General features: G+C 70.5%; 27 protein-coding genes. 16 read left to right on the top strand and 11 right to left on the bottom strand.

Features of this window, described 5'->3' with window-relative positions:
- Positions 1-22: 22 nt before the first annotated feature.
- The 5 genes from KZX17_RS14425 to rpsO all read left to right on the top strand — a co-directional run bounded on the left by KZX17_RS14425 (position 23) and on the right by rpsO (position 4,414).
- The gene (locus KZX17_RS14425; RefSeq protein WP_248175076.1) at positions 23-1,183 is read left to right on the top strand and encodes a PrsW family intramembrane metalloprotease; all 1,161 of its coding nucleotides are present in this window, start codon (positions 23-25) and stop codon (positions 1,181-1,183) included.
- Between the two features lie 251 nt (positions 1,184-1,434).
- Positions 1,435-1,998: a YceI family protein gene (locus KZX17_RS14420; RefSeq protein WP_248175078.1), complete on the top strand. Its 564-nt coding sequence runs from the start codon at positions 1,435-1,437 to the stop codon at positions 1,996-1,998.
- Positions 1,999-2,040: 42 nt separating this feature from the next.
- Positions 2,041-2,409 carry an FKBP-type peptidyl-prolyl cis-trans isomerase gene (locus KZX17_RS14415; protein WP_248175080.1) on the top strand — a complete coding sequence of 123 codons (369 nt, stop codon included), beginning with the start codon at positions 2,041-2,043 and terminating at the stop codon, positions 2,407-2,409.
- 59 nt (positions 2,410-2,468) lie between these two features.
- Entirely contained in the window at positions 2,469-4,019 is a 1,551-nt protein-coding gene (locus KZX17_RS15230) for a M15 family metallopeptidase (protein ID WP_248175081.1), read from the top strand.
- A 125-nt stretch (positions 4,020-4,144) separates the two neighbouring features.
- The gene (gene rpsO / locus KZX17_RS14405) at positions 4,145-4,414 is read left to right on the top strand and encodes a 30S ribosomal protein S15 (RefSeq protein ID WP_018187174.1); all 270 of its coding nucleotides are present in this window, start codon (positions 4,145-4,147) and stop codon (positions 4,412-4,414) included.
- Positions 4,415-4,544: 130 nt separating this feature from the next.
- Here the strand turns inward: rpsO and KZX17_RS14400 are convergent, their stop codons facing one another.
- Both KZX17_RS14400 and KZX17_RS14395 read right to left on the bottom strand, forming a co-directional pair.
- Positions 4,545-5,555: an isopenicillin N synthase family oxygenase gene (locus KZX17_RS14400; protein WP_248175083.1), complete on the bottom strand. Its 1,011-nt coding sequence runs from the start codon at positions 5,553-5,555 to the stop codon at positions 4,545-4,547.
- 69 nt (positions 5,556-5,624) lie between these two features.
- On the bottom strand, positions 5,625-6,134 hold the full coding sequence (locus tag KZX17_RS14395; protein ID WP_248175085.1) for an Lrp/AsnC family transcriptional regulator: 510 nt from the start codon (positions 6,132-6,134) through the stop codon (positions 5,625-5,627).
- 116 nt (positions 6,135-6,250) lie between these two features.
- Here KZX17_RS14395 and ald point away from each other — a divergent pair, with 116 nt between their 5' ends.
- Positions 6,251-7,348 (top strand): alanine dehydrogenase, encoded by a 1,098-nt coding sequence (gene ald, locus KZX17_RS14390; protein ID WP_248175087.1) that lies wholly within the window; start codon positions 6,251-6,253, stop codon positions 7,346-7,348.
- On the opposite strand, the gene KZX17_RS14385 is transcribed toward ald, so the two are convergent.
- On the bottom strand, positions 7,333-8,481 hold the full coding sequence (locus KZX17_RS14385) for an acyltransferase family protein (RefSeq protein ID WP_248175089.1): 1,149 nt from the start codon (positions 8,479-8,481) through the stop codon (positions 7,333-7,335). The genes ald and KZX17_RS14385 overlap by 16 nt on opposite strands.
- A 143-nt stretch (positions 8,482-8,624) precedes the next feature.
- Here KZX17_RS14385 and KZX17_RS14380 point away from each other — a divergent pair, with 143 nt between their 5' ends.
- On the top strand, positions 8,625-9,821 hold the full coding sequence (locus KZX17_RS14380; RefSeq protein ID WP_374107970.1) for an LLM class flavin-dependent oxidoreductase: 1,197 nt from the start codon (positions 8,625-8,627) through the stop codon (positions 9,819-9,821).
- Positions 9,818-10,462, top strand: a complete 645-nt coding sequence (locus tag KZX17_RS14375; protein WP_248175094.1) for an FMN reductase — start codon at positions 9,818-9,820, stop codon at positions 10,460-10,462. Before KZX17_RS14380 ends, KZX17_RS14375 begins: the two co-directional genes overlap by 4 nt.
- On the opposite strand, the gene KZX17_RS14370 is transcribed toward KZX17_RS14375, so the two are convergent.
- Complete coding sequence (locus KZX17_RS14370) at positions 10,449-11,063, bottom strand: DedA family protein (protein WP_248175096.1); 615 nt, start codon at positions 11,061-11,063, stop codon at positions 10,449-10,451. The genes KZX17_RS14375 and KZX17_RS14370 overlap by 14 nt on opposite strands.
- A 179-nt stretch (positions 11,064-11,242) precedes the next feature.
- Here KZX17_RS14370 and KZX17_RS14365 point away from each other — a divergent pair, with 179 nt between their 5' ends.
- Positions 11,243-13,216 (top strand): GDSL-type esterase/lipase family protein, encoded by a 1,974-nt coding sequence (locus tag KZX17_RS14365; protein WP_248175098.1) that lies wholly within the window; start codon positions 11,243-11,245, stop codon positions 13,214-13,216.
- A gap of 3 nt (positions 13,217-13,219) precedes the next feature.
- Here KZX17_RS14365 and KZX17_RS14360 read toward each other — a convergent pair whose 3' ends face one another.
- On the bottom strand, positions 13,220-13,900 hold the full coding sequence (locus KZX17_RS14360; RefSeq protein ID WP_248175100.1) for a response regulator: 681 nt from the start codon (positions 13,898-13,900) through the stop codon (positions 13,220-13,222).
- Positions 13,897-15,156 carry an ATP-binding protein gene (locus KZX17_RS14355; protein WP_248175101.1) on the bottom strand — a complete coding sequence of 420 codons (1,260 nt, stop codon included), beginning with the start codon at positions 15,154-15,156 and terminating at the stop codon, positions 13,897-13,899. The genes KZX17_RS14360 and KZX17_RS14355 overlap by 4 nt, the downstream gene beginning before the upstream one ends.
- A 133-nt stretch (positions 15,157-15,289) precedes the next feature.
- On the opposite strand from KZX17_RS14355, the gene KZX17_RS14350 reads away from it, so the two are divergent.
- Positions 15,290-16,729 carry a cation:dicarboxylate symporter family transporter gene (locus KZX17_RS14350; protein WP_248175102.1) on the top strand — a complete coding sequence of 480 codons (1,440 nt, stop codon included), beginning with the start codon at positions 15,290-15,292 and terminating at the stop codon, positions 16,727-16,729.
- 83 nt (positions 16,730-16,812) lie between these two features.
- On the opposite strand, the gene KZX17_RS14345 is transcribed toward KZX17_RS14350, so the two are convergent.
- Positions 16,813-16,995, bottom strand: a complete 183-nt coding sequence (locus tag KZX17_RS14345) for a DUF5302 domain-containing protein (RefSeq protein ID WP_248175103.1) — start codon at positions 16,993-16,995, stop codon at positions 16,813-16,815.
- Between the two features lie 295 nt (positions 16,996-17,290).
- On the opposite strand from KZX17_RS14345, the gene KZX17_RS14340 reads away from it, so the two are divergent.
- The 6 genes from KZX17_RS14340 to KZX17_RS14315 all read left to right on the top strand — a co-directional run bounded on the left by KZX17_RS14340 (position 17,291) and on the right by KZX17_RS14315 (position 23,548).
- Positions 17,291-19,555 (top strand): polyribonucleotide nucleotidyltransferase, encoded by a 2,265-nt coding sequence (locus KZX17_RS14340; RefSeq protein ID WP_248175104.1) that lies wholly within the window; start codon positions 17,291-17,293, stop codon positions 19,553-19,555.
- A 216-nt stretch (positions 19,556-19,771) separates the two neighbouring features.
- Positions 19,772-20,791: an aldo/keto reductase gene (locus tag KZX17_RS14335; RefSeq protein ID WP_248175106.1), complete on the top strand. Its 1,020-nt coding sequence runs from the start codon at positions 19,772-19,774 to the stop codon at positions 20,789-20,791.
- A 64-nt stretch (positions 20,792-20,855) separates the two neighbouring features.
- The gene (locus KZX17_RS14330) at positions 20,856-21,455 is read left to right on the top strand and encodes a histidine phosphatase family protein (protein ID WP_308194640.1); all 600 of its coding nucleotides are present in this window, start codon (positions 20,856-20,858) and stop codon (positions 21,453-21,455) included.
- A 3-nt stretch (positions 21,456-21,458) separates the two neighbouring features.
- Positions 21,459-22,280, top strand: coding sequence for a TSUP family transporter (locus KZX17_RS14325; protein ID WP_248175108.1), 822 nt, complete (start codon positions 21,459-21,461; stop codon positions 22,278-22,280).
- 9 nt (positions 22,281-22,289) lie between these two features.
- The gene (gene dapB, locus KZX17_RS14320) at positions 22,290-23,102 is read left to right on the top strand and encodes a 4-hydroxy-tetrahydrodipicolinate reductase (protein ID WP_248175110.1); all 813 of its coding nucleotides are present in this window, start codon (positions 22,290-22,292) and stop codon (positions 23,100-23,102) included.
- A complete protein-coding gene (locus tag KZX17_RS14315) occupies positions 23,099-23,548 on the top strand; it encodes a tetratricopeptide repeat protein (RefSeq protein ID WP_248175112.1) in 450 nt (149 codons plus the stop codon). The genes dapB and KZX17_RS14315 overlap by 4 nt, the downstream gene beginning before the upstream one ends.
- Before the next feature lies 1 nt (position 23,549).
- Here KZX17_RS14315 and KZX17_RS14310 read toward each other — a convergent pair whose 3' ends face one another.
- The 4 genes from KZX17_RS14310 to KZX17_RS14295 all read right to left on the bottom strand — a co-directional run bounded on the left by KZX17_RS14310 (position 23,550) and on the right by KZX17_RS14295 (position 25,958).
- Positions 23,550-24,440, bottom strand: coding sequence for a TIGR01777 family oxidoreductase (locus tag KZX17_RS14310; protein WP_248175114.1), 891 nt, complete (start codon positions 24,438-24,440; stop codon positions 23,550-23,552).
- Positions 24,433-24,858 (bottom strand): OsmC family peroxiredoxin, encoded by a 426-nt coding sequence (locus KZX17_RS14305; protein WP_248175116.1) that lies wholly within the window; start codon positions 24,856-24,858, stop codon positions 24,433-24,435. Before KZX17_RS14305 ends, KZX17_RS14310 begins: the two co-directional genes overlap by 8 nt.
- Before the next feature lie 94 nt (positions 24,859-24,952).
- Positions 24,953-25,528, bottom strand: coding sequence for a DUF4395 domain-containing protein (locus KZX17_RS14300; protein ID WP_248175118.1), 576 nt, complete (start codon positions 25,526-25,528; stop codon positions 24,953-24,955).
- Entirely contained in the window at positions 25,521-25,958 is a 438-nt protein-coding gene (locus tag KZX17_RS14295; RefSeq protein ID WP_248175120.1) for a thioredoxin family protein, read from the bottom strand. The genes KZX17_RS14300 and KZX17_RS14295 overlap by 8 nt, the downstream gene beginning before the upstream one ends.
- Between the last annotated feature and the right edge of the window lie 37 nt (positions 25,959-25,995).

The following is a 25,995-nucleotide window of genomic DNA, read 5'->3' as shown; positions in this document are numbered from 1 at the left end:
ACGGACATCTAGGCTGAGCGGCATGTCGTTCCCGTCGCCGCTCGCGCAGCCGGACCATGCCCCAGCGACCGTGCCCCCGACGGCGGCCGCGTCGCGATCGCTGCCCGTCCCGGTGCCCTCGCGCGGCCGATGGGCCCTCTGGAGCGTCGGCGTCGTGCTCATCGTCCTCGCCGCCTGCCTCGTGGCGTACTTCCTCACGTTCCTCGGTGCCGCCGCCTCCGTCATCGCCGCAGTCCTGGCGCTGCTGCCCCTCGCCGCCGTCCTCACGGTCATCCGGATCATCGACCGGTGGGAGCCCGAACCCCGCGGGCTCATCGTCCTCGCGCTCGCGTGGGGCGCCGTGGCATCCGTCGTCATCGCGCTCGGCGTCGATCTCCTGGTCACCCTCGTCGTGGAACCGGGGGTGCCCGACGCCCTCTCCGCGGTCGTGCAGGCGCCGATCGTCGAGGAGGTCGCCAAGGGGGCGGGCGTGCTGCTCATCTTCGCCGCCGCGCGCCGCGCGTTCGACGGTCCGGTCGACGGCGTGGTCTACGGCGCGCTCGTCGGGGCAGGCTTCGCCTTCACGGAGAACATCCTGTACTTCGCCGACAGCCTCATCACCGGCGGCGCGGCGGATGCGGCCACGACGTTCTTCCTGCGTGGCATCCTCTCGCCCTTCGCGCACGTCATGTTCACGGCGGTGACCGGGTTCGCGCTCGGGCTCGCGGCCAGAGCGGGTCGCCGCGGCGCGGGCGCGCTGGGACGGTGGTCGGTCGGAGTCGTCGGCGCGATCGTGCTCCACGCGCTCTGGAACGGGTCGGCCACCTTCGCCGACTTCTTGGGGCTGTACGTCAGCCTGCAGATCCCGCTGTTCGCGGTGTTCGTGTTCGGTGTGGTGCTGCTCCGACGCGAAGAGGCGCGACTCACACGCGAGCGCCTCTCGGATTACGCCGACGCCGGCTGGTTCTCTCGCGCCGAGGTGGAGATGCTCGCGACGCGTCCGGGCCGCACGAAGGCGATCGCCTGGGCGCGCACCCTGCCCGGTGACCGAGCGGCGGCCATGCGCCGCTTCATCGCCGAGGCGACCGCGCTGGCCGCCGCGAGGCAGCGCGTCATCACGGGTCGCGACCCGCGGGCCGCAGCCGATGAGCTCGTCTACCTCGAACGCGCGACGGCAGCGCGTCGCGCGTTGCTCAGCCGCTGAACTCCAGACCGCGTGGACCCCGCTGACAAGACCCCTGACAAGACTCAGCGCCCGGTGCCGCGGCGATGCCTGCGAGTCTTCCGGGCGCTGAGTTGGCCTATGGCCATGATCCCGTCCGCCTTCGACGGTGTCAAGGGTCCCGGCCACGGTCATCCGCCCACGGAGTTTTGTATTCATTGGAATACGGTGGGATGCGGCGGCGTTGCGCCCCACGACAGCCGGAACACCGGACCCCTGCACGAAGGACGATCATGACCGACTCCACCACGACCCTCGACATCCCCGGTTACAAGGCGGGCACGTGGGTGCTCGACGCCTCGCACAGCGAAGTGGGCTTCAGCGTCCGCCACATGATGATCTCGAAGGTGCGTGGGCACTTCAACATCAAGGAGGCGACTCTGGTCGCTCCCGAGAACCCCCTCGAGGCGAAGCTCGATGCCAAGGTCGACGCCGCGTCGCTCGACACCAAGGACGAGGGTCGCGACGGCCACCTCCGCAGCGCCGACTTCTTCGACGTCGAGACCTACCCGACCATCACCTTCGCGTCGACCGGTGTCCGCGTCGAGGGTGGCGACTTCCTCGTCGACGGCGACCTGACCATCAAGGACGTCACCAAGCCGGTGACCTTCGAGGTCGACTTCGGCGGCTTCGGCACCGACCCGTGGGGCAACTACAAGGCCGGCGCGACGGCCAAGACCGTCATCAACCGCGAGGACTTCGGGCTGACGTGGAACGCCGCGCTCGAGACCGGCGGCGTGCTCGTCGGCAAGGACGTCACGATCGAGCTCGACCTGCAGGGTTCCGTCCAGGCCTGAGTCGCGTTGACCGGGTCCGCGCACTCGGCTTGGATGGGGAGTATGAGTTCAGACCGCACCAAGCCCGAGATCGACGCCCCGCTCGATCCCGCTCCGAACGACCTCGTCATCCGCGACCTCATCGAGGGCGATGGAGCCGAGGCCAAGCCGGGCGACACCGTCACCGTCCACTACGCCGGGGTCGAGTACGTCTCCGGCGAGGAGTTCGACTCCTCGTGGAACCGCGGCGAGAGCATCCAGTTCCCGCTCCGCGGGCTGATCCAGGGGTGGCAGGACGGCATCCCCGGCATGAAGGTCGGCGGTCGTCGCGAGCTGGTCATCCCGCCGCACCTCGCGTACGGTCCCGCAGGAAGCCACTTCCTCGGCGGGAAGACGCTCATCTTCGTCATCGATCTGCTCGACGTCGCCTGAGACGTTCATCGTGGCCCGGCCGGTTCTCCGGCCGGGCCACTGTCGTAAGGAGGGCGTCCGTGGGACGTGCAACACCGATCTCACGCTGGACCGCGGTTCTCGGCGCGGTCGCCGTCACGGCTGCCCTGGCGCAGGCTCCGCTGACCGCGACCGCCCAGACCGCTCCGCCGAGTCCGTCGCCGTCCGAGACGGTGTCGCCGAGTCCGTCGCCGTCCGTGGCGCCGACGCCGTCACCGACGCCGACCGGGACGCCTCCGACGGTAGCGGTGTACGGGCACTACCGAACGCCCTGGGACACGGACCCGAAGATCTACCGTGTGCAGACGGACGGCACGGTGACGCCCCTGTCGCGCGAACAATGGCGCGCGGCAGGCAGCCCCCCGGTGGACGTCGCACCCGTCAGCTACGCACGGACGTCGTGGTCGCCCAGGGTCTACGCGCTCATCACCTGGCCGCACGCCGACGACGACCGCGCCGTCGATAAGGTCATCGCACTCTCCCGCACCTCGCTCGAGCGGGTCGGGTCGCCGACGGGCCGGGTGCTCGGCCACGTCCCGACCACACGCTACTTCCGCTATCAGTCCGGGCCGAGGGATCTGTACGCCCGCACGCCCGACGGTGCGACGAAGAAGCTGACCGCCACTGAGCGTCGCGCCGCCGGGTCGCCGAGCCCCACGTCCACCATCGCCGGCGGCTGGTATCGCGCGGCGTGGTCGCCGGACGTCCGGTTCGTCCGCCCCGACGGGTCGCACCGCAGGATCACCGCGGCTGAGTACCGTCGTGTGGGCAAGCCGCAGGTCTCCCGCCCGCCGACCGTGTACGCGAAGACCGCCTGGTCGCCTGTCGTGTACGGTCTCGTCACCTGGCCCACCTCGCCGTCGGACCGCAGCGTCGACACGGTGGCGCGCCTGAGCGCGGCGGACTTCGCGCGGGCGGGTCGACCGAAGACGACCATCCGTCCCCGCATCCCCGGTGACTCGTTCGTCCGACTCTCGACCGGACCCACCATCTTCCACCGGATGGGTGGGACCCTCACGCCGGTCTCCGCTGCGCAGTGGACGCAGGCCGGCGCTCCGAACATCAGGACGGTCGCACCGGCGAAGCCGACCTACATCCGCGACATCCTCCTCGTGAACAAGTCGCACCCGCTGCCGTCGTCTTTCGGCAACGGACTGCGGCCCGCACTGACGAAGGCCTGGTCGATGATGCGGGCGGACGCCCGCGAGGAGGGCATCTCCCTCTCGATCATCTCGGGATTCCGCTCCTATTCGTCGCAGCGGAGCGTGTTCGCGAGCAAGGTCCGCCAGCACGGGCGAGCGGAGGCCGAGCGGCGTTCCGCAAGGCCCGGGTACAGCGAGCACCAGACCGGTCTCGCGATCGATGTGAACTCGATCTCGCAGTCGTGGGGCAACACGCGTGCGGGACGCTGGGTGGCAGCCAACGCGCACCGATACGGCTTCATCGTGCGCTACCCGAAGGGTAAGGAGCACATCACCGGATACCGGTGGGAGCCGTGGCATCTGCGACACGTGGGTACCTCGACGGCGGCGCACCTCAAGCGGACCGGATTGACCCTCGACGAGTACCTCGGGGTCACGTCGCGCTATTGACCGTGATCGCGTGCCGGGTTCCGCCTCGTGTAGACTCCTGTGGTTGCCGTTCGATCGGCCGCGGATAAAGAGAGCCCTCGCATCAGGCGTCGGGCGCCGCGCAACGAAGAGGAAGGGGATCACCTATGGCACTGGAAGCAGACGTCAAGAAGGCGATCATCGAAGAGTACGCGACGCACCCCGGTGACACCGGATCCCCCGAGGTGCAGGTCGCGATGCTGACGCAGCGCATCAAGGACCTCACCGAGCACCTCAAGGAGCACAAGCACGACCACCACTCGCGTCGTGGGCTGTTCCTGCTCGTCGGTCAGCGCCGCCGTCTCCTGGGCTACCTCCAGGACGTCGACATCAACCGGTACCGCTCGCTCATCGAGCGCCTCGGCCTCCGTCGATAAGGCACCGCCACCAGCGTTCAATCGCGCAAAACATTCTTGAGAAGGCCGCCCCACGGTGTGGGGCGGCCTTCATCGTTCCCGGATGCCGCGGCTCCGGTTCCCCGATGCCGCGGCGCGGGTCTGACCGTCGTCACGTGCGAGCGGCCACCAGATCGGCATGCCAGATCCCGGCCACATCGGGGTGGGCGCGCAATCGCGACTTGAGGGCGTTCTCGCCGTGGAGCCCGTGGATCGGGTTGCGCGGGTCTTGCGCTACGCCGCGTGCATGCGCCGCCAGGTCTTCCGGCAGCTCGATCCGCGGCAGCTCGGCGTCGAGGGAGGGGTTGAAGAAGAACGGCACGGAGATGCGGTCCTGAGGGGCCCGGGGCGAGACCACGCGGTGGTTCGTCGCCGTCAGGTAGCCGTCCGTGGCGTGCTCGAGGAGCTCTCCGATGTTCACCACGAACGCGCCGGGGACGGAGGGGGCATCCACCCAGCCGCCGTCGCGTTCGACCTGCAGTCCACCCTTGCCGGGCTCGACCCAGAGGAGCGTGAGCACCCCGGAGTCCTTATGCGCACCGACGCCCTGCTGCGGCTCCGGCGCGGTGGTGCCGGGGTAGCGGACGATCTTCAGGAGTGTCTGCGCCTCGCCGAAGTGGTCCTCGAAATAGCTGCCGGGCGCGCCGAGGGCCTCGGCCCACGCCCGGAGGAGTCGCCGGGCGACCCCGGAGAGGATGTCGGTCCATTCCTCGGCGATCTCACGCAACTCGGGCTGTGCGGACGGCCAGAGGTTCGGTCCGACGAGGACGGCGTAGTCGGGCGCCTCCGGGTCGTCGATCGCAGGCCGCTCCGGCCCGATGTCGATCTGCTCCCGCCAGTCCACTTCGCCCTGCGTGCGTTCGCCGCCGACCCGGGTGTAGCCACGGAAGTGCGGGCTCTTGATGTTCTCGATCTCGAGCTTGGCGGCGTCGGGCAACTCGAAGAACGTCCGGGCGGCGCGGTGCAGGCGGGCTTCGAGTGCAGGGGAGACGCCGGTTCCCGTCAGGTAGAAGAACCCGACGTCGTGCGTCGCGCGGCGGAGCTCGTCCCGGAAGCGCTCCGCGGACTCGGGTCCCTGGTCGAGGAGCGCGAGGTCGAGGACGGGGAGGTTCTGGTCGGACATGGTCCGAGGATATGCACGCTCCCGCGGCGATCCGATCTGTGTTGCCGACGATGACGCCGGCGCGGCCGCTCAGTGGAAGGGTGCGGCCACCCGATTGCGGTGGTAGTCGAAGATGATGCTGGTCCGCGTGTTCGCGACGCTCCGCTGCGCCGACAGATGCTCGACGACGAAGGTGCGGACATCGCTCGAGTCGGCCACGGCGATGTGGATGAGGAAGTCGTCGGACCCCCCGAGGAAGAACACCTGGATGACCTGCGGGAGCCCGCGCACCTCGTGGGCGAATTCCACGATGCTCTCGTGACGCGAGCCGGGCCGCAGCGTCACGTGGACCATCGCCTGCAGTCCGGCGCCGACGATGCGCTGATCGACGCTCGCGTGGAAGCCGGTGATCACGCCGCGGTCGATGAGTCCGCGCGTCCGGGCATGCGCCGTCGACGGTGCGACGCCGACGCGTGCGGCGAGCTCCGCGTTCGAGATGCGACCGTCCGCAGCGAGGATCCCGACGATGGCCCGGTCGACCTCATCCAGCTCGTCTCGCGGGCGAAGATCCTTCGCCGGGAGTGCGCTTGACGTGCTCATCGGGAGTCCTCTCGTCGATCGAAGCCAGTCTTGTCGAAGTTTCTGCGGCTGTCATCCCTTCGAAACGAATCTTCCGCAGGATGATCTCATCCACTCACCGACGAGGAGCGTGCACGATGCGCATCGGCATCCCGACTGAGATCAAGAACAACGAGAACCGTGTCGCCATCACCCCCGCGGGCGTCGATGCGTTGGTCTCCCGCGGCCACGACGTCCGCATCCAGCGCGGGGCCGGCGCAGGTTCACGCATCTCGGACGACCAGTACGCCGACGCCGGCGCGGCGATCGTCGCCGATGCGGACGCCGTCTGGGGTGAGGCCGACCTCGTCGTCAAGGTGAAGGAGCCGATCGCCGAGGAGTACCGTCATCTGCGCGAGGACCTCACGCTCTTCGCCTATCTGCACCTGGCGGCCGATCGCCCGCTCACCGACGCGCTGATCGCCGCCAGGACGACCGCCGTCGCCTACGAGACGGTGCAGGCCGCCGACCGCAGCCTCCCGCTGCTGTCACCCATGAGCGAGGTCGCTGGTCGGATCTCGATCGTCGTCGGTGCGCACAGCCTCATGAGCTCGGCGGGCGGACGCGGAACCCTGCTGGGAGGCGTCGCGGGCACGGCCAGGGCGAAAGTGGTCGTCATCGGCGGGGGAGTGGCCGGCGAGCACGCCGCCGCGAACGCGCTCGGACTCGGCGCCGAGGTCACCGTCATCGACGTGTCGCTCCCGCGCCTGCGCGACCTCGAGCAGCGCTACACCGGGCTGCACACCCGCGCATCGAGCCGCTACGAGATCGCGGAACAGGTGGCATCCGCCGACCTCGTCATCGGCTCCGTGCTGATCCCGGGAGCCGCGGCCCCCAAACTCGTGACCCTCGACATGGTGGCGGGGATGAAGAAGGGCGCGGTGCTCGTGGACATCGCGATCGACCAGGGCGGCTGCTTCGAAGGGTCGCGTCCGACGACGCACGACGCCCCCACCTTCCCGGTGCACGACGCGGTGTACTACTGCGTGGCGAACATGCCGGGTGCGGTGCCGGAGACCTCGACCCGCGCGCTGACGAACGCGACGCTGCCGTACGTCGTCGCGCTCGCCGACAGGGGGTGGGATGCCGCAGCCCAGGCGGATCCCGCGCTGGCGCGCGGTCTCAACGTGCGCACCGGGCGGGTGACGAACGAGGGTGTGGCTGCGGCGTTCGGGCTCGCCTACGACCCGGACTGATCCGGCCGAGCGGTGCCCGGCTGCGTCGCCGACTGCGGGCGGCGCGATCCGGTCGGGTCGTTCCGGCGGGCGTCGCGCCGCGTCAGTGACGGATCGGCGAAGAGCCATCCCGGGCGCGGCTCGATGAGCAGGCGGAACACCTTCCTGACCGGCTTCGACGCGAGGCCGACGGTGATCGCGATGGACAGGGCGCCGACGAGGGGCAGGAACAGCCATGTCGGGTCGAGCCCGCGAAGGACCCCCGATTCCCGGAAGGGGTAGAGCACGAACGAGTGCAGCAGGTAGACGTACATCGTGTAGCGGCCGATGGCCGTCCAGCGGTACTCGCCACGGGGGATGAGGGCGAAGAACGAGACGCTGAGCACGAGGGCCACCGCCATCAGCAGCAGGCGGACGCCGCCGGCCCACCACTGCGTGCCGCCGATCTCGGCGTAGTTCGCGTCATAGAACAGCCACTGGCCGAGCTGCATGTCGGAGAGTTCGTCGACGAAGAACCAGGCACAGAAGCCAGCGGCCGCGAAGACCGCCACGGCTGCCACCCGGACGGAGACGCGCCGGCGCTGCAGCAGGTTCCGCCGTTCCAGGACCTTGTGGTGCGCGAGCCACCAGCCGAGCGTGAAGAACGGCAGGAGCCCCAGCGTCCGCGACAGCGAGAGCGTGGAGTCGACGTTCGGGAGGTAGCCGGCCGAGATCGAGATGACCACCGTCCAGAGGAGGGGCCACTTCAGGAGGGCGAGATAGGGGAGGACGAGCCGGAAGATCGCGAGCGCGAGGAGGAACCACAGCGTCCAGGAGGGCTGTGTCAGATTCGGGTTCGCCTGACCCTCGACGAGGAACTTGGTGATGGTCCAGAGTCCCTCGAAGATCACATACGGCAGCACGATGTCGGTGAGCACCCGCGTCATCTGGCGCCGGTTCGGGGGATCGGATTTCGAGAAGTAGCCGGAGATGAGCGCGAAGGCCGGCATGTGGAATGCGTAGACCAGGAAGTACAGGCCCTGCGCGATGTCGGAGTCGTATGTCAGACGCTGGATCGCGTGCCCCAGGACGACGAGCAGGATGCACGCGGCGCGGGCGTTGTCCCAGATGGGGATGCGGCGGGTCCGCGGCGGGGCGGGGGCGTCTGTGCTCATCGGGCTCAGCGTACCCGCGGGAATACCGTGGACACGCAGACGTTGACACCGGTACATTCATTTGCATGAATCGGACGCGAACCGTCCGGGAATCGAGAGACATCGTGAACGAGCAGAGCATCACCACCGACACCCGCGGCGGGGTGCAGTTCGGCATCTTCACCGTCACCGACATCACGCAGGACCCGACCACCGGCCACACGCCGAGCGAGCGGGAGCGCATCTCGGCGACGGTCGAGATCGCGAAGCACGCCGAGGAGGTCGGACTCGACGTCTTCGCCCTCGGCGAGCACCACAACCCGCCGTTCTGGTCCTCCTCGCCGACGACGACGCTCGCGTACATCGCCGCGCAGACCGAGCGCTTGATCCTCTCCACCTCGACGACGCTCATCACGACGAACGACCCGGTGAAGATCGCCGAGGACTACGCGATGCTGCAGCACCTCTCGGGCGGACGCATGGACCTGATGCTGGGGCGCGGCAACACCGGACCGGTCTACCCCTGGTTCGGGAAGGACATCCGTCAGGGCGTGCCGCTCGCGATCGAGAACTACGCCCTCCTCCACAAGCTGTGGCGCGAGGACGTGGTCGACTTCGAAGGCAAGTTCCGCACATCCCTGCAGGGCTTCACCTCGACCCCGCGTCCGCTCGACGGCGTGCCGCCGTTCGTCTGGCACGGGTCGATCCGCACGCCCGAGATCGCCGAGCAGGCGGCCTACTACGGTGACGGTTTCTTCGCGAACAACATCTTCTGGCCCGCGGAGCACTACCAGCGGCTCATCGGTCTGTACCGCCAGCGCTGGGAGCACTACGGCCACGGCGCTCCTGAGACGGCGATCGTCGGCATCGGTGGGCAGGCTTTCATGGCGAAGAACTCGCAGGATGCCGTCGCGCAGTTCCGCCCGTACTTCGACAACGCCCCGGTCTACGGCCACGGCCCGTCGATGGAGGACTTCACCGAGATGACCCCGCTCACCGTCGGGTCCCCCCAGCAGGTCATCGACCGCTACGCCGGGATGCGCGACCTGTTCGGCGACTTCCAGCGGCAGCTGTTCCTCGTCGACCACGCCGGCCTTCCCCTGAAGACCGTGCTCGAGCAGCTCGACCTGCTCGGCGGCGAGGTGGTTCCCGTCCTCCGGAAGGAACTCGCGAAGGACCGGCCGGCGATCGTGCCGGATGCCCCGACGCACGCTGCCCGCGTGGCGAGTACGTACGGCAACGGACCGGTCCGTGACGCTCGTCCGCGCGCGAACCGCGGTGACAACCTGTCGGGTCCGAGTCCCTACCAGGACACGCCCGTGGCAGCCGGCGCCGCCTTCGGTCTCGGCGGCGCACGATGAGCGCCCGCCGCATCGCGGTCGTCTCGGCGGGGCTGTCCAACCCGTCGTCGACGAGGATGCTCGCCGACAAGCTGTCGGCGGCGGTGCTCGCCGACCTGCGGGGTCGGGGAGTCGAGGCATCCGTCGACACCTTCGAGCTGCGTGAGTACGCGCACGACATCACGAACAACCTGCTGACCGGGTTCGCACCGCCGGCGCTCGAGACGATGATCAACACGGTCGTCTCGGCCGACGCGCTCATCGTGGTGACGCCGATCTTCTCGACGAGCTACTCGGGACTCTTCAAGTCGTTCATCGACGTGCTGGACCCCGATGCGCTGCAGGGCAAGCCCGTGCTGATCGGCGCGAATGCCGGCACCGCTCGCCACTCCCTGGCGATCGACTACGCCATCCGCCCGCTGTTCGCCTATCTGCACGCCGAGGCCGTCCCCACCGGGGTCTTCGCAGCCTCATCCGACTGGGGCGCACGGGCCGATGACGTGAAGCCGCTGGGTGCGCGGATCGAGCGCGGCGCTCGTGAGCTCGCCGACGCGATCGAGCGGCGCCCCGCGGATGCGGCGCTCGACCCGTTCGACCCGGACTCCTACCTCGGCAAGGGCGGCTCGTTCGGGCACCTGCTCGGCGGTCTCACCGGCGAGTGAGCCCATTGCGCTGACGCCGCCTGGCCACTGCGGCCACGGCGGCGTCGAGCGCGATGCCGAGGCAGAGCGCGACGGTCACCGACACGACGACCGCGACCGCCGGGCCGCCCGGCACGACCGCGGCGACGACGGCGCCGATGACCGCCTGGTACGACGCCCACGCGGCGCCGGCGCCGGCGGCCACCATGAGGAATCGGGGCGCGGGCACCCTCGTCGCGCCGGCGGTCAGGTTCACCGCGAGGCGGGCGAAGGGGATGAACCGCGCGACGAAGACCGTGGTCGCGATCCGGGCGTCGAGTCGGTCGCCCGCCCACGTGAAGGCGCGCGCGACCCGCGGGTGCCGCATCCACCGCCACCGGCCGAGTCCCACGCGGCGTCCGAGCGCGTAGCAGCAGGCGTCGCCTGCGAACGCTGCGACCGCGGCGACGGCGATGACCGCCGGGAGCGGCGGCGCGCCGTGCGCGACGGCGAGGGCACCGGCCGCCGTAACGGCGGTCTCGCCGGGCACCACGACGAGGAACGCGTCGGCCAGGACGACGAGGGCCACGAGCGGCAGCGCCCACGGCCCGGATGCGAGGTCGTGCACGATGTCCTCGAGCATGCGGTCCACGGTGGCAGGGCCGGATGAACGGCGGTGGAACGGTCGGGGGAGTCGGCGTCGTGGTGCTCGGTGGCGCCCGGACCGCGCACGCGTGACCGCTCGCGGAGCATCGGGTGAACACTGCGTGCTGCCAGGCCGGGACGGAGCGCCGACGAGGCCGGAGCCCTCACGCTGGTCGTGTGAGAGTCGCGGTCGTCACCGAGTCCTTCCTCCCGCACATGAACGGGGTCACCGGGTCCGTCCTCCAGGTGCGGGCGCAGCTGGAGCGCCTGGGGCACGAGGTGTTCATCGTCGCCCCGGCGGTCCGTGACCACGACCTGGGGATGCCGGGACGCGCCGTCCCGTCCTTCCCGCTGCCGACCTATCCCGCCGTCCGTCTCGCGGTGCCGCCGGCGGCGTCCATCGCACGCGACCTCTCGCGCTTCGGCGCCGACGTCGTGCATCTGGCGTCCCCGTTCCTGCTCGGGTGGCAGGGGGTGCTCGCCGCCGAATCCCGCGGCATCCCGAGCGTCGCGGTCTACCAGACCGACGTCATCGCCTACACCGGACGGTACGGCGTGGCGAAGGCGACGGCGCTCGCTGAGGCGCAGGTCCGTCGGCTGCACCGGCGGGCGACGCTCACCCTGGCCCCCTCGGCAGCGGCGCGTGCGCAGCTGACCGCACTGGGCGTCGACCGCGTGGCCTTGTGGGGCCGCGGGGTGGACGGCGACCGGTTCCGGCCCGACCGACGCGACGAGGTCTGGCGGGCGATGGTGGCACCCGGGGAGCACATCGTCGGGTACGTCGGTCGCCTCGCGCCCGAGAAGCAGGTGGAGGACCTGGTGGCGCTCCGCGGCATCCCGGGAGTCCGCCTCGTCATCGTCGGCGACGGTCCGTCACGCCCGTCCCTCGAGCGGCTGCTGCCGGAGGCGATCTTCCTCGGCCACCTCGGCGGAGAGGCGCTCGCCGCAGCGATGGCATCGTTCGACGTCTTCGTGCACCCCGGCGAGAGCGAGACGTTCGGGCAGACGATACAAGAGGCGCAGGCGAGCGGTGTGCCGGTCGTCGCCGTCGGGCGCGGAGGCCCGGTCGACCTCGTCCGCAGCAGTGTCGACGGCTGGCTCTACCGGCCCGGCGATGCGGCCGATCTGCGCACGCGTGTCCTCGATCTGGTGGGGGACGAGATCAAGCGCCGCGCCTTCGCGAGCGCTGCGCGGACGGCGGTCGCCGGCCGCACGTGGCAGAGCCTCGCCGAGCGCCTCGTCGAGCACTACCAGCGGGCCGCCGAGCTGCGGCGGCTCGACGGTGGGCGCCGGACGATGGCCTGGCCGCGTTCCGACATCGCCGGCACCGCCGCCGCCACGGGCACCGACGCGACGCGTCGCCCCTGGGCGCGCTACGTCGCACTGGGGGACTCGATCACGGAGGGGCTCTGCGACGCGTCCCGGATGCCGGCCGGCGCGTTCCGCGGCTGGGCGGACCGGCTCGCGAACCTCCTCGCGCCGTCGACCGCTGACGGGCGACCCTTCCGGTACGCGAATCTCGCGGTGCGGAGCCGACGGGTGGACGACCTCGTGCGGGAGCAGCTGCCGCGCTGTCTCGAACTGCGGCCCGACCTCGTGTCCATCCTGATCGGGGCGAACGACCTCCTCGCCGGCGATCGGGACGTCGACGCCCTGGCCTCCCGCGTCGAGGACGCGGTGGCGCGCATCCGTGCGCAGGGCGCGGACGTCCTGCTCGCGACGGTCTTCCTCCCCGACCGCCGTGGCGCGGGGCTCTTCGTCCGACGGTTCGCCCGGTACAACGCGAGACTCCGGCAGATCGCCGCGCGGACCGGCGCCGTTCTCCTCGATCTCGAGAACGACGAGTCGCTCCGTCGTCTCGATCAGTGGGCGGACGACCGCGTGCATCTGCGTCCCCGCGGCCACCGCGTCGTCGCGTACCGTGCCGCCGAGGTGCTCGGCGTCCCGCACGCCGATGCGCTCGCCGACCTCGACGAGGCGTTCCACATCGACGAGGACGCGCCGGAGCCGGGCAGCTGGCTCCGCAGGGATGCGATTCCCTGGATGTGGCGACGGATGCGGGGCCGCAGCGCCGGTGACGGCCTCACCGCCAAGCAGCCGGACTACATCGTGATCGAACGCCCCGCGGGTCGCCAGGGCGCGCGCCGCTGAGGGTCACCGGACCCAGCGGTACTCCGTCTCGGGGCGACCCGGCGTCCCGTATCGCTGTGCGCGCTCGGCGCGACCGGCGTCCGCGAAGTGCTCGAGGTAGCGGCGCGCGGCGACCCGCGACATCCCGAGCCGGTCGGCGGCCTCGCGGGCGGACATCGGTTCGCCGCGCAGCAGCGCGCCCACGCGATCGAGGGTGTCGGGCGACAGCCCCTTCGGAAGGGTCGGGGCGGGCGCGGTCCGGAGCGCGCCGAGCATCGCATCGATCTCGGCCTGTGTGGCCGCGCCGGCAGCAAGCGCCGCCTGGTCGCGGAAGCGTCGGTACTGCAGCATCCGCTCCTGGAAGTCGCCGAAGGTGAAGGGCTTCACGAGGTACTGGACGGCGCCGAGGGCGATGACCTGACGGACGGTGTCGGCCTCGCGCACGGAGGTGATCGCGATGACGTCGACCGATGCGGCGCGGGCGCGGACGTGGCGGAGGACGTCGAGTCCGCTGCCGTCGGGCATCGTCATGTCGAGGAGCACCAGGTCGATGTCCGCCGCCCGGGGGGCGTCGAGGATCGCGGTCACCGCCGCCCGCGCGCCGGTGCACTCCCCGACGACACGGAACCCGTCGAGTCGCTCGACGTAGTGCCGGTGCAGTTCGAGCGTCAGGGCGTCGTCGTCGACGAGGAGGACCCCGATCACGACGGCCGCCGAGGGAGCACCACGCGGAAGCTCGTCGGAGCGCGCCCGACGGTCACGGTCCCCTCGGCTTCGTCGACGATCGAGCGGACGAGGGCGAGGCCGACGCCGCGTCCGTCGCTCCCGGTGGGTTTCGTCGAGAAGCCATGGTCGAAGACGCGGTCCCGGAGCTCGTCGGGGATGCCCCTTCCGCTGTCGACGACCTCGACGGCGAGCTCGTCCTCGGGTGTACGCGTCATGCGGACCTCGACCCAGCGTGGCGCGGGACCGGCCGCGGCAGCGTCCAGCGCGTTGTCGATGAGGTTGCCGACGACCGAGACCGCGTCGACGGGGGAGAGGGCCGACCGTGGGGCGTCGGCGTCGATGGCGGCGCGCCATTCGATGCCGCGTTCCTTCGCCTGCGAGGCCTTGCCGAGCAGCAGTGCGCCGACCGTCGGGTCGCCGTCGCGACGCGCCGCGACCTGGTCGACGAGCAGCTGGCTCTGCCGCGCGTTCTCCGAGAGGATGTCGATCGCCTCCCCGGTCCGGCCGAGCTCGAGGAGGGCGATCGCGGTGTGCAGACGGTTGCCGTGCTCGTGCGTTTGGGCCCGGAGCGCCTCGCCGAGCGTCCGCATGGACTCGTAGGACGAGACCGCGTCGCGCACGGCGCCCGCCGGCAGGTCGCCGGTCACGCGTCGGGTCGCGCGCCGGGCGACGACCGCTCCGATGAGCCCCGCCGCCGCCAGCGTGACGGCGATCGCGATCGCGACCAGGATGCGCGGGGTCAGCGTCTGCGTGATCGCGCCGATCGTCACCCCCACCGAGACGCGACCGACGAGCCGGTCACCGTCGAGGACGGGCACGATCGTGCGGACGGACGGCCCGAGCGTCCCTGTGAAATCCTCGGTCAGGACGGCGCGCCCGTCGGGGATCGTGCCGATGTACGGCTTGCCGATCTGCTCGCGGTCGCGATGGGTGACCCGGATGCCCCGGGTGTCCATGACCGTCACGAAGTCGACGCCCGCGTCGGAGATGATCGCTTCGACCTCGGGCTGCAGCGTCCGCGTCGCGGCGTCGAGATCGCCCGCCGCGAGCGCGTCCACGACGGCGGAGGTGTCGGCGATGGTCTCCGCGACGGCGCGGGTGACGCGTTCGGCCTCGGCGCGCACCGCGCGCTGGCCCTCCCAGAGCAGGACGCCCGCGGTGACCAGGGCCAGGACGAGGACGGCCGCGCTGACGAGGACGAAGACGCGGGATGCCGCGCTGCGCGCACCTGCCATGTCCGATCCTCCGTCTCCGAGCCGCGTCGTGCGACCAATACGACCACAACTCGGGCCGTGGGCGCACCGGCGTGATGCTGGGATCCGTCGACACCGCCGTCGGCCCGACAAGGACTGTCACCTGGAGGAGATCATGGCCCTCACATCGTCGTTCCGGCTTCCCGGATACAACCCCCGCCGCGGAAAGCAGGCCTGGGACAAGCACACCTGGCTGTACGTCTCGGTGATCCTCGCCGTCGTGCTCGGCGCCGTGGTGGGTCTGCTGTGGCCGACCTTCGGTGTCGCGCTCGAACCCGTCGGCAAGGCGTTCGTCAACCTCATCAAGATGATGATCGCGCCCATCATCTTCTGCACGATCGTCGTCGGCGTCGGCTCCATCGCGAAGGCCGCGACGGTCGGCCGCATCGGCGGACTGGCGCTGCTCTACTTCATGGCGATGTCGACGTTCGCGCTGGCGATCGGCCTGGTGGTCGGCAACATCATCCACCCCGGCGAGGGTCTCAACATGCAGGGCGCCAGCTACGACGCGGGCGACGCGAGCGAGGCGAAGACCACGACGGAGTTCATCCTCGGGATCATCCCGACGACGTTCTTCTCGGCGTTCACCGGTGAGAGCGTCCTCCAGGTCCTCTTCATCGCGCTCCTCGTCGGGTTCGCGCTGCAGAAGATGGGGGCCAAGGCCGAGCCGATCATGACCGCGGTGAAGAACCTGCAGGCCCTCGTCTTCCGGATCCTCGGGATGATCCTCTGGCTCGCCCCCATCGGGGCGTTCGGCGCCATCGCGGCGGTCGTCGGGAAGACGGGCTTCGCCGCGATCGTCAGCCTCGGCATCCTGATGATCGCGTTCTACATCACATGCCTCGTGTTCATCGTGGGTGTCCTCGGGACGATCCTGTACTCCGTCACGCGGATCAACATCTTCCGCGTCATGAAGTACCTCGGCCGTGAGTACCTGCTCATCGTCGGCACCTCCTCGAGTGAATCCGCGCTGCCGCGACTCATCGCGAAGATGGAGCACCTGGGCGTGTCCAAGCCGGTCGTGGGCATCACCGTTCCCACCGGGTACTCGTTCAACCTCGACGGCACGGCGATCTACCTGACGATGGCGTCGCTGTTCATCGCCGCGGGAATGGGCTCGCCGATGACGATCCCCGAGCAGATCGGGCTCCTCGTCTTCATGATCATCGCGTCGAAGGGCGCCGCGGGCGTCACCGGAGCCGGCCTGGCCACGCTCGCCGGCGGTCTGCAGGCCTACCGCCCCGACCTCGTCGACGGCGTGGGGGTGATCGTCGGGATCGACCGCTTCATGTCGGAGGGGCGTGCGCTCACGAACTTCACGGGCAACGCCGTCGCGACGCTCCTCATCGGGGCGTGGACGAAGGAGTTCGACCGGCAGCAGGCCCGTGCGGTCCTCGCGGGGGAGCGGCCCTTCGACGAGTCGACCCTCACCGCTCACGGCGTGTCGGACGACACCGGCGCGGTCGACACGACCGGGCTGAACGACGCGGCGCTCGACGAGGCGGCGGCCAAGGCCGAGCGCGCACGCCGCCGCGAAGAGGCCGTGACGCACTGACCCCCGACGCGCCGCCACGAACGCGGCGGGCCCGGACAGCCGAACGGCGTCCGGGCCCGCCGTCATGTCGGGACCGCGTCGGGTCAGCCGCTCTTGCGTCGGAACTCGCGCTTGGTCACGGCGCCGTGCGTCCCGTGGACGGCGGAATCGCCGTCCAGGTGCGCTTCGCCCTGCCGGTGCTGCGCGTTCTTCTTCTCGAGCGCCTCGCGGAACTTCCGCTTCATGTCATCGGATGCCGCGTCCGCGGTCTTCTCGTGATCGCTCATGCGCCCACGATACGCAGGCGAGGGCCGCGCTGATAGGCTTGGCCGGGTTGTCCACGGTCCGAACCGTGGCATCCGCTCAACTTCACAGTGAGCTTCATGGAGCAGGCCGGCAGGAAGCTGGTCCCCTGTGGTGGATTCCCATCCCGACGATGCGGATGGTGGTCTTCCACCGGTGGCCAGCGCAGGCGGTTCTCGCGGATGCCTCCGCGCGCCCATATCTGCCTGTTCCTGCTCCTTCGATCGAACCTCGCCCCTCACACGGAGGCGCGAGGCTAAACAAAGAAGGAGAGACCTCTTGGAAGGTCCTGAAATCACCGCCGCCGAAGCCGTCCTCGACAACGGCCGCTTCGGCACCCGCACCGTCCGCTTCGAGACCGGACGCCTCGCCCAGCAGGCGCAGGGGGCCGTCGCCGCCTACCTCGACGAGGAGACGATGATCCTGTCGGCCACGAGCGCCGGCAAGCACCCTCGCGAGGGCTTCGACTTCTTCCCGCTGACCGTCGACGTCGAAGAGCGTTCGTACGCGGCGGGCAAGATCCCGGGCTCGTTCTTCCGTCGCGAAGGGCGTCCCTCCACCGAGGCGATCCTCGTCTGCCGTCTCATCGACCGCCCGCTGCGCCCGTCGTTCGTCGACGGCCTCCGCAACGAGGTGCAGATCGTCGTGACCGTGCTGTCCATCGCTCCGGGCGAGTACTACGACGCCCTCGCGATCAACGCCGCGTCGGCCTCGACCCAGATCTCGGGTCTGCCGTTCTCCGGCCCGATCGCCGGTGTGCGCCTCGCGCTCATCCCCGGCCACGGCGAGCACGCCGACCAGTGGGTCGCGTTCCCGAACCAGGCGCAGGTCGAGGAGGCCGTCTTCGACCTCATGGTCGCCGGGCGCGTCCTCGCGGACGGCGACGTCGCCATCATGATGGTCGAGGCGGAAGCCACCGAGAACAGCTGGAACCTCATCAAGGGCGGCGCCGTCAAGCCGAGCGAGGAGATCGTCGCCGGCGGTCTCGAGGCGGCCAAGCCGTTCCTCAAGCAGCTCGTCGAGGCGCAGTCGCAGATGGCCGCGGAGTCCTCGCGTGAGCCGGGCGTCTACCCCGTCTTCCCGCCCTACAGCTCCGAGGTCTACGACTTCGTCGCGGGCCGTGCGTACGACGACCTGGTGAACGTCTACCAGATCGCGGACAAGCAGGAGCGCCAGGCTGCCGACGACGCCGTCAAGGACCGCGTCAAGGCGGAGCTCATCGCCGCCGTGGAGGCGGAGCAGCTGCCCGCCGGTGCGCCGATCGAGTTCTCCGCTGCGTACAAGTCGGTCACCAAGATCGTCGTGCGCGGCCGCATCCTCGCCGAGGGTGTGCGCATGGACGGTCGCGGCCTCGCCGACATCCGTCCGCTCGACGCGGAGGTGCAGGTCATCCCGCGCGTCCACGGATCGGCCATCTTCCAGCGCGGCGAGACCCAGATCATGGGTGTCACCACGCTGAACATGCTCAAGATGGAGCAGCAGATCGACTCGCTGTCGCCCACGACGAGCAAGCGCTACATGCACCACTACAACTTCCCGCCCTACTCGACCGGTGAGACCGGTCGCGTCGGCAGCCCGAAGCGTCGCGAGATCGGGCACGGCTTCCTCGCCGAGCGCGCCCTCGTGCCGGTGCTGCCCAGCCGCGAGGAGTTCCCGTACGCGATCCGTCAGGTGTCCGAGGCCCTCGGGTCCAACGGCTCCACGTCGATGGGCTCGGTCTGCGCGTCGACCCTGTCGCTGCTCAACGCCGGTGTGCCGCTGCGCGCCCCGGTCGCCGGTATCGCGATGGGTCTCGTCACCGACGAGGTCGACGGCCAGACGCGCTACGCCGCACTGACCGACATCCTCGGCGCCGAGGACGCGCTCGGCGACATGGACTTCAAGGTCGCCGGAACGAGCGAGTTCATCACGGCGATCCAGCTCGACACGAAGCTCGACGGCATCCCGTCGTCGGTGCTCGCCGCCGCGCTGACCCAGGCCAAGGACGCTCGCCTCACCATCCTGAACGTCCTGAACTCGGCGATCGACGCCCCTGACGAGATGGCGCCCACCGCGCCCCGCGTCATCAGCGTGCAGATCCCCGTCGACAAGATCGGCGAGCTGATCGGCCCCAAGGGCAAGACGATCAACTCGATCCAGGACGAGACCGGTGCGCAGATCTCGATCGAGGACGACGGCACCGTGTACATCGGTGCGGTCGACGGCCCCTCGGCGGAGGCCGCCCGCGCGCAGGTCAACGCGATCGCCAACCCGACCAACCCCGAGGTCGGCGAGCAGTTCCTGGGCACGGTCGTCAAGATCGCGACCTTCGGTGCGTTCGTCTCCCTCCTTCCCGGCAAGGACGGCCTGCTGCACGTCAGCGAGGTCCGCAAGCTCGCCGGCGGAAAGCGCGTCGAGAACGTCGAGGATGTGCTGGGCGTCGGTCAGAAGCTCCTGGTCCGCATCACCAAGATCGACGACCGCGGCAAGTTGTCGCTCGAGCCGGTCCTCGAGGAGAAGGCCGCGGAGGGCGAGCAGCCCGCCGAGGCTCCTGCCGAGGTCTGAGTCCGACACCCGGAACGCCCGTCCCCGTCCGCGGGGGCGGGCGTTCCGCGTTCGGGCCTCATTCCCCCACGGGAAGCGTGACAGAACCGTTATCGGAAATTCTCCGTCCCGTCGCCGGGGCGTCCGACGGTGTCGGCGACCTGCCCTAACCTCGGAGTGAGCGCATCAGGGGGTGCGTGACCGACACCTCCTCGATCGCTCCGCAAGGAGACGCACATGGCCGCGTTCGAAACGGCGAAGGACACGCCGCAGCCCGTCGCGCCCCACCAGCACCCGTCGGGGCCGCTCCCGGTCCACGGAGCCCCGGTGGGCAAGGCTCTGCGTGTGCCGCTCGGTGAGACCGGTCTCGACGTCTTCCCCCTCATCCTCGGTGCGGCAGAGTTCGGCTGGCACGTCGATCTGTCCGCAGCGCACGCCATCCTCGATCGCTACGTCGACCGGGGCGGCAACGCCGTCCACACCTCCGACAGCTACGCCGCGGGGCGCAGCGAGCATGTCGTGGGTCAGTGGATGCAGTCCCGACGCAACCGCGATGACGTCGTGCTGGCCGTCCGTGTCGGTCGCGGCCCCGACAACCCGGGACTCGGGTCGACGAACCTCGTCCGCGCGGTGGAGGCGTCCCTGACGCGGCTCGTGACGGATCGCATCGACGTCCTCTACCTCGACGGCACCGCCGACCACCGCACGCTGTTGGAGGACACCCTCGCCACCGCCGAGTGGCTCGTCGACACGGGGAAGGTCCGGTCCCTCGGCGCGTCCGGTCACCGTGCCGCGCAGCTGGTCGAGGCGCGCATCCTGTCCGCCGCGGGGTACCCGAGGCTGACCGTCCTGGATGTGCCCTACAACGTGCTGCGTCGCGGCGACTTCGACGGCGACCTGCGTCTGGTCGCGGGAGCGCAGGGGATCGCGGTGACGCCCTCGCAGGCCCTCGAGCACGGCTACCTGTCGGGCGCGCATCGTGCACGCGACAGGGTCGGCGCCGACGTCCGCGGCCGGCAGCTGGCCGCCAGCATGAACCGGCGCGGGGCCCGGACGTTGCGGGCGCTCGACCGGATCGCCGCCGAGCTCGCTGTGCCGCCGGCCGCGATCGCGATCGCGTGGCTCCTCGCGCAGCGCGTGGTCGTCGCGCCGATCGTGAACGCCTACGCGGCATCCCATGTGGACGAGCTGGTGCAGGGTGTCGGCGTCCACCTGAGCAGGGCGCACCTGGCCGAGATCGCGCGGGCCGCGGACTGAGCCTGGTTTAGGCTGTACGCAGCCGTGGCCAACCCCGGCGTAAGCCGACGAAGCGAGCGATGACGTGACGCACTATCTGTACCTGGTGCGCCATGGCGAGCACCTCGACGCAGAGCACGGGCTGGCTGACGGGCCCCTCTCGCCCCGGGGTCGCCGCCAGGCCGAGCTGCTCGCGGATCGTCTCTCCGGGGTCCCGCTGACCGCCGTCTGGCACTCGCCGCTCGAGCGGGCGGCCGAGACGGCGCGTGCGGTCGCGCAGCGTCTGCCCGCCGTCGATCCCGAACCGACGGCGCTGCTGTTCGACTGCGTGCCGAGCGCGATGACCCCCGACACCCCGAACGTGTACGAGCCGTTCTTCGGCGGCGTCACCGAGGCGGAGACGGATGCCGGTGCCGCCCAGATGTCCGACGCCGTGGCCGAGTTCCTCGCCCACCGACCCAATGCCCACGAGCTGCTCATCACGCACAACTTCGTGATCGCGTGGTTCGTGCGCGAAGTCCTGCAGGCGCCGGACTGGCGGTGGCTCACGATCAACCAGGCGCACTGCGGGCTCACCGTGCTGGCGCAGCGTCCGGGGCGTCCCTGGACCCTGGTCTCCCACAACGACCTCGCCCACCTCCCCGTCGAACTGCGCACCGGTCTGCCGGACATCCTCCCGCTCTGACCGGTGCTCGACGGTCCGCTCCTCGCCGAATGGCTGCCGGTCTCGGCCGCGGCCCTCGCGTTCCTCATCGCCGCGGCCGGCGTCGCCGGCTGGGTTGACGCGGTCGTGGGCGGTGGGGGCCTGATCCAGCTCCCTGCGCTCGTCGTCGGGGTGCCGAAGGACGTCGCCACCCCCTTCATCCTGGGCACCAACAAGCTGTCGTCGTTCTTCGGGACGCTCTCGGCGAGCTGGGTCTACCTCCGTCGGGTCCGCGTTCATCTGACCCTCCTGATCCCCCTCGTGCTCGGCGCGTGCAGCGGTTCCGCGATCGGCGCAGCGCTGTCGCGGTACGTTCCCCGCGATGTCCTCACCCCCGTGGTCCTCGTCGCCGTCGTCGCCGTCGCGGTCTACACCCTGCTGCGTCCGCAGATGGGCCTGCGCCACGAACCACGGCACACCGAGCGACGAGCGATCGTCTGGCGATCGGCGCTCATCGGTGCGGGGGTCGGCTTCTACGACGGCATCCTCGGACCCGGGACGGGGTCGTTCTTCGTCATCCTGCTCGTGGGCGTCCTGGGTTTCGGGTTCCTGCAGGCGAGTGTCAACGCGAAGATCGCCAATCTGACCACGAACCTCGCCGCGCTCGCGGTGTACGGCGTGCACGGTGAGATCCTCCTGGTGCTCGGCGTCGCGATGGCAGCGGCCAACATGGCCGGCGGGTTCGTGGGTGCACGGATGGCGACGCGCGGCGGCAGCCGGTTCGTGCGGATCGTCTTCCTCGTCGTGCTGTCGCTGCTGATCGTCAAGCTCGCGTGGGACACGGTCGTCTCCTTCCTGCCCGCCTAGGCTGAGACCATGACGACGCGCGTGGCCCTCGTGGGCGGCACCGGCAAGCTGGGCGGCATCATCGCCCGGGTGATCGAGGACACCGAAGGATTCGAGACCGTGGCCGTGCTGGGCTCGGCGAGCGACCTGTCCGAGATGGATGCCGCCGACCTCGTCGTCGACGCCTCCACCCCCGCCGTGTCGGTGGACGTCGTCCGTGCGGCGATCGAGCGCGGCAAGAACGTCCTCGTCGGCACTTCGGGGTGGTCGGCGGAGCGGATCGCGCTCGTGCGCCCCCTGGTCGACGCCGCCGGGACGGGTGCGGTGTTCGTCCCCAACTTCTCGCTCGGGTCGGTCGTGGGGTCAGCGCTGGCCGCGGCATCCGCCCCGTTCTTCCCGTCGATCGAGATCGTCGAGACGCACCGCGAGACCAAGGTCGACTCGCCCAGCGGCACCGCCGTGCGCACCGCTGAACTGATCGCCGCCGCGCGCTCGGACGCGGGTCCCGTCGAGGCGCCGCACGCCGACCAGCGGGCGCGAGGTCAGCAGATCGCCTCCGTTCCCGTCCACTCCCTGCGCCGCCCCGGTGTCGTCGCGCGCCAGGAGACGATCCTGTCGGGCCCGGGGGAGTCCCTGTCGATCGTCCACGACACGATCGACCCGGCCGCCGCCTACGCCCCGGGCATCCGCGTCGCGCTGGGCGCTGCGCGTGAGGCGAGCGGTGTCGTGGTCGGGCTGGACTCGATGATCGACATCGGCATCCGGATGCCGGCCGCCGCCCGGACAGCACCGGTGGCCGACGGCGCCGCGTCGGGCCAGGTCGCAGCGTCGTCGCACGCATGAAGACGCGGATCGCGGTCGCGATCGTCGCCGTCGCCCTCGTCCTCTACATCGCCCTCGTCGGTCAGCGGGCGGTGCTGCTCGTCCTCAGCGGCGATCCCGTCGGCATCGCCATGGGCGTCGCGCTGACCATCCTCCCGCTCGTGGCGCTCTGGGCGCTGTGGCGCGAGCTCAGCTTCGGGATCGGCGCGCAGCGTCTCGGAGCGCGTCTCGCGGACGAGGGGGCACTGCCGTCCGAGGAACTGACCCTGCGCCCGAGTGGGCGTCCCGTGCAGGCCGAGGCTGACGCGCTCTTCCCGGCCTACCGCGACGCCGTGCGATCCGACCCGGGGGATTGGCGGGCGTGGTATCGGATGGGCCTCCTGTACGACGGCGCGGGCGACCGCAAGCGCGCACGAGGCGCCATCCGGAAGGCCATCTCGGTGGAGCGCGCCTCGCGGCGCCGCTGACTCAGACGGCCGCCGCGACCGCGTCCTCGACGCTCCGGTGACGGAACTCGAACCCGGAATCGAGGAGGGCCTTCGGGACGACGTGCGTGTCGGTCGCCAACAGTGCGTCGACGGCGTCCCGGCCGAGGACGAGGCGGATCGCCCAGAGCGGCGCTCGGAGCACGTACGGCCGATGCAGGCGCTGCGCGAGCGCGAATCCGAGATCGTTCGCTGTGGCGCGTTCCGGACCGGTGAGATTGACCGGACCGGTGAGTCCCCGATCGATGATGTGCCGGATCGCGCGCACCTCGTCCTCGAGCGAGATCCAGGGCCAGACCTGCGTGCCGCGACCGAGCGGCCCGGACAGTCCCAGGCGGGTGAGCAGCATCAGCGGCTTCAGAACGCCGGCCCGGTGGACGACCGGGGCGGTGCGGATCCGGGCGACGCGGGGACCCGCAGCGGCGGCGGCATCCTCCCACTCCCCGCACAGCTCGGAGAGGAACGCGTCGCCCCGAGGCCCCGCCTCGTCGAAGATCCGGTCGCGTCCGTCGGTCGGGTAGTACCCCGTCGCAGACGAGCTGACGAACAGGGGTGCATCGTCGCCCAGTTCACGGAGCGCGCGGGCGAGGGTGTGCGTCGGCTGGAGGCGCGAACGGACGAGCGTTTGCTTGTACGACGACGTCCACGGGAACCGGCCGATGGTGGCACCGTTCAGCCCCACGACGGCGACGGCGCCGGCGAGGACGTGCGGTTCGAGCGGCGCCGCGCCCGGGTGCCATTCGACCTCGTGAGGGGACTGCGGCGCGTGTCGCACGAGCCTCGTGACCGCATACCCGTCAGCCGTGAAGGAGTCGATCAGGGCGCGCCCGATAAGGCCGGACGCGCCCGAGATCACGACGCGCCGGTCAGGCAAGCGTCGCCTCGAGGGTGATCTCGATGCCGGCGAGGGCGGCCGAGACGGGGCATCCCGTCTTCGCCTCGTTCGCGATGCGGTCGAAGTCCTCGGCGGAGAGCCCGGGGACCGTGGCACTGACGTTCAGGTGCGACCCGGTGATGCCGGTGCCGGGGATGAAAGTGACGGATGCCGTCGTGTCGACGCGCTCGGGCGGGGTGCCGTTCTCGGCGAGGGCGTTCGAGAGGGCCATGCTGAAGCACGAGGAGTGGGCCGCGGCGATCAGCTCTTCGGGTGTCGTGACAGAGGTCGACCCCTCGCTGCGCGCCTTCCAGTTCACTGCGAACGGTCCCTGGTTCGAGCTCTCCAGTGCGATCTCGCCGGAACCCTCGAAGAGGCTTCCCTTCCAGCTGGTGGTGGCTTCGCTCGTGACGCTCATGTCGGTCTCCTCGTGTCGTGCTGACGGATTCGAGGCCGAGCCTAGACCGGCGGCGGTGGACCGAGGAGCGTCTTGACGGACGGGCGCGGAGCGGTCAGGCGGCGCGGCCCACGAGCCCGACGCGCTGCAGGAGCAGCCACAGCTGGCATCCCAAGCAGAGCCCGAAGACGGCATTGAGGAACGCGGCCATGAACGCCATCGCGGCGGCGATAGGCAGCGCCCACGGCACACCCGCGAGGTGGAGCACGAGACCGACGACGGTCACGAACAGGCCGACGCCCTGAGCGAAGCGGGGCGGACGCGGGTCCTCGAGCTCGGTCGGGGGAGCGAGGCGGGGTTGGACCAGCCGGCGGTACAGGACTCCCCACGGGGCCGTCCTGGGAGAGGCGACGCCCCAGAGGAACAGCAGCGCGAGGACGAGGACTGCGAGGAAGCCCGGGTCGAGGAGGCGGGCCGACAGCGGCGCGAAGGGAAGGACCCATGGCCCGAACGTGGGGCGCAGCGACTCCGCGGACAGGGGCTGGTAGGCGAACCACCCGAAGGACGCGGCGGCGGGCTGCTGGGTCGAGATCCCGAGCAGCGCGAGGAACGTCGCCCCGAGCAGCAGGACGGCGGTGACGGATGCCGCGAAGCGCGGCCCTCTCGGGTCGATACCGCGGGGCTCAGCCATGATGCGATCCGATCGTGACGCGGTCGAGCTCCATCTCGACGACCTGTCGGCCCGGAGTCCCGCCGAAGCGGGACTTCACGACGCCGTGTCGATCGAGGATGAGCGTGGTGGGGGTCTGCATGACGTGGAAGTGCCGCGCGATGTCCACGCGGTGGGTGAGGTCGACGTTCAGGTGCAGGACGCCGTCACGATCGTCCGCGATGGCGCGGAGCGTGCGGTGCACGCCGGGGCACCGACTGCACGACTCGGTGCTGAACTGCAGCAGCGTGGCCGTGTCGCCGAGGCGATCGGCGCCGAGTCGTGCCGGTTCGACGACTTCGGTGGGGTCGAAGCGCCGCGGGCGGTTCTGCCCCCACCGGAGGGCCAGGCCGATGCCCAGGGTCGCCACGAGGAGGACGCTCAACGCGATGATGGCGGGGATCAGATCCATGACCGCTCCACAGTAGTGCCGAGCGGCCTCCCCGGAC

The organism is Microbacterium sp. EYE_78 (assembly GCF_023149035.1).
Taxonomy (GTDB): Bacteria; Actinomycetota; Actinomycetes; order Actinomycetales; family Microbacteriaceae; genus Microbacterium.
This window is presented reverse-complemented; position numbering and strand designations above follow the sequence as displayed.

What these genes read in the sequence shown, in the direction of transcription:
- KZX17_RS14315 (WP_248175112.1), top strand. Translation starts at nt 23,099, where the DNA reads ATGAAGACGCGGATCGCGGTCGCGATCGTCGCCGTCGCCCTCGTCCTC.
- KZX17_RS14420 (WP_248175078.1), top strand. Translation starts at nt 1,435, where the DNA reads ATGACCGACTCCACCACGACCCTCGACATCCCCGGTTACAAGGCGGGC.
- KZX17_RS14350 (WP_248175102.1), top strand. Translation starts at nt 15,290, where the DNA reads ATGGCCCTCACATCGTCGTTCCGGCTTCCCGGATACAACCCCCGCCGC.
- KZX17_RS14400 (WP_248175083.1), bottom strand. Translation starts at nt 5,555, where the DNA reads ATGTCCGACCAGAACCTCCCCGTCCTCGACCTCGCGCTCCTCGACCAG.
- KZX17_RS14355 (WP_248175101.1), bottom strand. Translation starts at nt 15,156, where the DNA reads ATGGCAGGTGCGCGCAGCGCGGCATCCCGCGTCTTCGTCCTCGTCAGC.
- KZX17_RS14385 (WP_248175089.1), bottom strand. Translation starts at nt 8,481, where the DNA reads ATGAGCACAGACGCCCCCGCCCCGCCGCGGACCCGCCGCATCCCCATC.
- KZX17_RS14415 (WP_248175080.1), top strand. Translation starts at nt 2,041, where the DNA reads ATGAGTTCAGACCGCACCAAGCCCGAGATCGACGCCCCGCTCGATCCC.
- KZX17_RS14395 (WP_248175085.1), bottom strand. Translation starts at nt 6,134, where the DNA reads ATGAGCACGTCAAGCGCACTCCCGGCGAAGGATCTTCGCCCGCGAGAC.
- rpsO (WP_018187174.1), top strand. Translation starts at nt 4,145, where the DNA reads ATGGCACTGGAAGCAGACGTCAAGAAGGCGATCATCGAAGAGTACGCG.
- KZX17_RS14335 (WP_248175106.1), top strand. Translation starts at nt 19,772, where the DNA reads ATGGCCGCGTTCGAAACGGCGAAGGACACGCCGCAGCCCGTCGCGCCC.
- KZX17_RS14300 (WP_248175118.1), bottom strand. Translation starts at nt 25,528, where the DNA reads ATGGCTGAGCCCCGCGGTATCGACCCGAGAGGGCCGCGCTTCGCGGCA.
- KZX17_RS14375 (WP_248175094.1), top strand. Translation starts at nt 9,818, where the DNA reads ATGAGCGCCCGCCGCATCGCGGTCGTCTCGGCGGGGCTGTCCAACCCG.
- KZX17_RS14295 (WP_248175120.1), bottom strand. Translation starts at nt 25,958, where the DNA reads ATGGATCTGATCCCCGCCATCATCGCGTTGAGCGTCCTCCTCGTGGCG.
- KZX17_RS14370 (WP_248175096.1), bottom strand. Translation starts at nt 11,063, where the DNA reads ATGCTCGAGGACATCGTGCACGACCTCGCATCCGGGCCGTGGGCGCTG.
- KZX17_RS14345 (WP_248175103.1), bottom strand. Translation starts at nt 16,995, where the DNA reads ATGAGCGATCACGAGAAGACCGCGGACGCGGCATCCGATGACATGAAG.
- ald (WP_248175087.1), top strand. Translation starts at nt 6,251, where the DNA reads ATGCGCATCGGCATCCCGACTGAGATCAAGAACAACGAGAACCGTGTC.
- dapB (WP_248175110.1), top strand. Translation starts at nt 22,290, where the DNA reads ATGACGACGCGCGTGGCCCTCGTGGGCGGCACCGGCAAGCTGGGCGGC.
- KZX17_RS14305 (WP_248175116.1), bottom strand. Translation starts at nt 24,858, where the DNA reads ATGAGCGTCACGAGCGAAGCCACCACCAGCTGGAAGGGAAGCCTCTTC.
- KZX17_RS14425 (WP_248175076.1), top strand. Translation starts at nt 23, where the DNA reads ATGTCGTTCCCGTCGCCGCTCGCGCAGCCGGACCATGCCCCAGCGACC.